The 2,705-nt window shown below is 74.2% G+C and carries 4 protein-coding genes and 1 riboswitch; all 4 genes read left to right on the top strand.

Annotated features, from left to right (window positions below; genetic code table 11):
* Positions 1 to 557, top strand: a 557-nt coding sequence (locus tag RMO85_RS19505; protein WP_310530373.1) for a nicotinate-nucleotide--dimethylbenzimidazole phosphoribosyltransferase, incomplete at its 5' end; no start/stop codon positions are given.
* Positions 557 to 1,324 carry an adenosylcobinamide-GDP ribazoletransferase gene (locus tag RMO85_RS19510; protein WP_310530374.1) on the top strand — a complete coding sequence of 256 codons (768 nt, stop codon included), beginning with the start codon at positions 557 to 559 and terminating at the stop codon, positions 1,322 to 1,324. The genes RMO85_RS19505 and RMO85_RS19510, both read left to right, overlap by 1 nt.
* Entirely contained in the window at positions 1,321 to 2,262 is a 942-nt protein-coding gene (locus RMO85_RS19515; RefSeq protein WP_310530375.1) for a cobalamin biosynthesis protein, read from the top strand. Before RMO85_RS19510 ends, RMO85_RS19515 begins: the two co-directional genes overlap by 4 nt.
* A riboswitch (cobalamin riboswitch) is annotated at positions 2,230 to 2,377 on the top strand. Its footprint overlaps the gene before it by 33 nt.
* A 33-nt stretch (positions 2,378 to 2,410) precedes the next feature.
* Positions 2,411 to 2,629 carry a CbtB-domain containing protein gene (locus RMO85_RS19520; protein WP_310530376.1) on the top strand — a complete coding sequence of 73 codons (219 nt, stop codon included), beginning with the start codon at positions 2,411 to 2,413 and terminating at the stop codon, positions 2,627 to 2,629.
* Positions 2,630 to 2,705 lie beyond the last annotated feature (76 nt).

Consider the following 2,705-nt stretch of genomic DNA (forward strand, 5'->3'; position numbering starts at 1 on the left):
AGATCGCCGCCGGTGCCCAGCTGCTGATCAGCGGCGACATGGGCATCGGCAACACCACCCCGGCGGCCGCCATGGTCGCGGCGGGCCTGGGCCTGCCCGCCCGCGTGGTCGGCGGCCGCGGCACGGGGATCGCCGACGCGACCCGGCGCCCCAAGGCCAACGTGATCGACGCCGCCCTGGCCCGGGCCGGTGCCCGCACGGACGACCCGATCGAGACCCTCGCGGCCCTCGGCAGCGCCGATCTCGCCGCGAGCACCGGCTTCCTGCTCGCCGCGGCTCAGGAGGGCAGGCCGGTGCTGCTCGACGGCCTGATGAGCGTGGCGTGTGCCCTGACGGCCGACCGCATCGAGCCCGGCGCCGCCGGGTGGTACGCCGCAGGCCACCGCTCCACCGAACCCGCCCAGTCGCTCGCGCTGGCCAAGATGGGTCTCGAGCCCCTGCTCGACCTCGGCCTGCGACTCGGTGAGGGCTCGGGCGCGGTCGCGGCCGTGCCGATCGTGCGCAGTGCCGCAGCGATCCTGCGCGATGTGGCGCTCCTCTGCGAGCTCGGAGCCTGATGCTGCGCGACGCCTGGCGGCTGGCCACGGGGACCCTCACCGCGATCCCGGTGCGACCGCCGGCAGTCGTGGACCGGCGTCGCGCCTGCGCCGCGATGGTGCTGGCGCCACTTGCGGTGCTGCCCCTCGGTCTGGCCGTGACGTGCGTGGTGGTGGCCGGTCTCCTTCTTCACCTGCCAGCGCTCGTCACAGCCGTGCTCGCGCTCGGTGCCGGGGTCCTGGGCAACCGCGCCCTCCACCTCGACGGGCTGGCGGACACCGTCGACGGGCTGGCCGCGTCCTACGACCGCGAGCGCTCCCTGGCCGTCATGAAGTCCGGCACGTCCGGCCCGGCCGGGGTGGTGGCGATCGTGCTGGTGATCGGCCTCCAGGCCGCTGGGCTGGCCAGCCTCATCGCCCTGCCGGCCTCGTGGCGGGCGGCGGTCCTCGCGGGTGCCGCGGTCGCCCTGTCCCGGGCTGCGCTGGTCGTGTGCTGCGCCCACGGTGTGCGGGCGGCCCGACCCGACGGTCTGGGGCAGACCTACACCCAGACCGTGCCCCGTGCGGTCGCCGCCTCCGTCTGGGTCCTCGGTGCCGTCGGCCTGGCCGGCCTCGGTGCCTGGGCGGGTCTGCCATGGTGGCGCGGCGCGCTCGCTGTCCTCCTCGCGCTCGCGGTCGTCCTGTTCGTCGTCAGGAGGACGACGCGTCGCTTCGGCGGCGTCACCGGCGACGTCTTCGGTGCCGGCATCGAGCTGGCGCTGGCTGCGATCCTGGTGGCCCTCGCATGAGGGCGCGCGCCGCCGGGCTTCTCCTCGGCTACACCGCCGACCGCCTCCTCGGGGACCCGCCACGCTTCCACCCGGTCGCCGGCTTCGGCACCACGGCCACGGCCCTGGAGCATCGGCTGTACGCCGACTCGCGTGCGCGCGGAGTGGCCCACACCGCGCTCCTGGTCGGTGGAGCCGTCGCGCTCGGCGTGGTGGTCGACAGACGCGGTCCGTGGGGCGCCGCGGTCACCGCCGTCGCCACCTGGGCGGTGCTGGGCGGACGATCCCTCGAACGGGAGGCGCTCGCCGTACACGCGCACCTGGCGGCCCATGACCTGCCGGCCGCACGGCAGCGCCTCACGCACCTCGTGGGCCGCGACACCGCCGACCTCGACGAGTCCGAGGTGGCGCGTGCCGTCATCGAGTCGGTCGCCGAGAACACCTCCGACGCGGTCGTCGCGCCGCTGGTGTGGGGTGCGCTGTGCGGCGTACCCGGACTCCTCGGTCACCGCGCCGTGAACACGCTGGACGCCATGGTCGGTCACCACAACCCGCGCTACGAGAGCTTCGGATGGGCGTCGGCGAGGCTGGACGACCTGGCCAACCTCCCCGGTTCGCGGCTGTCCGGCCTCCTGACCCTGGCCGCCGCACCCACCCGGGCAGGGGTCGCGGCGCGGACCTGGCGCCGGGACGCGGCCGCGCATCCGAGCCCGAACGGGGGAGTCGTGGAGTCCGCGTTCGCCGGTGCGCTCGGCATCCGCCTCGGTGGCACGAACACCTACGACGGCGACCGGATCGAGCACCGTCCGGTGCTGGGAGGCGGGCGTGCCGCCCACCCCGACGACATCGCCCGATCCACAGTGCTGGCGCGCCGTATCGGCCTCGGGGCGGCTCTGACCGCCGTGGTGATTTCGCTGCGTGGGCCCTTGTCGAGACGGCCTCGTCGTCCGCTAGGGTGAGCGGCAACGGTCACAAGGAAGCCGGTGGAATTCCGGCACAGTCGCGCTACTGTGACATCGCTCAGCCTCACGGTTGGTCGGTGGAGTCAGACCCGCGTGTCCGTCCGAACCCATCAACCAGGGACGCACGTATCCCTGAGGAGGACACATGTCGCACTCCGTTGCGGCGCCGGTCATCGGCGCACCCACTCTCCCCGTCATCCCGCTCCGCGAGCTCGCCCCCTGGGCGCTCTTCTTCGGACTGCTCGCGACGCTGGTCATCTTCTTCGTGAGCGCCGACCAGGGCGCCGTCTCGCTCCCCGCGGGCACCGCGGTCCACGAGTGGGTCCACGACGCGCGGCACCTCCTCGGCTACCCCTGCCACTGATCCTTCCCTGATCCTTCGACACCACCGCTCGCCTCTCCTCTCGCCTCCGGGCGCGCACTCGCGCGCCCGAGACCGG

It is taken from the genome of Nocardioides sp., from assembly GCF_031422975.1.
Taxonomy (GTDB): Bacteria; Actinomycetota; Actinomycetes; order Propionibacteriales; family Nocardioidaceae; genus Nocardioides.

What these genes read in the sequence shown, in the direction of transcription:
- RMO85_RS19520 (WP_310530376.1), top strand. Translation starts at nt 2,411, where the DNA reads ATGTCGCACTCCGTTGCGGCGCCGGTCATCGGCGCACCCACTCTCCCC.
- RMO85_RS19515 (WP_310530375.1), top strand. Translation starts at nt 1,321, where the DNA reads ATGAGGGCGCGCGCCGCCGGGCTTCTCCTCGGCTACACCGCCGACCGC.
- RMO85_RS19510 (WP_310530374.1), top strand. Translation starts at nt 557, where the DNA reads ATGCTGCGCGACGCCTGGCGGCTGGCCACGGGGACCCTCACCGCGATC.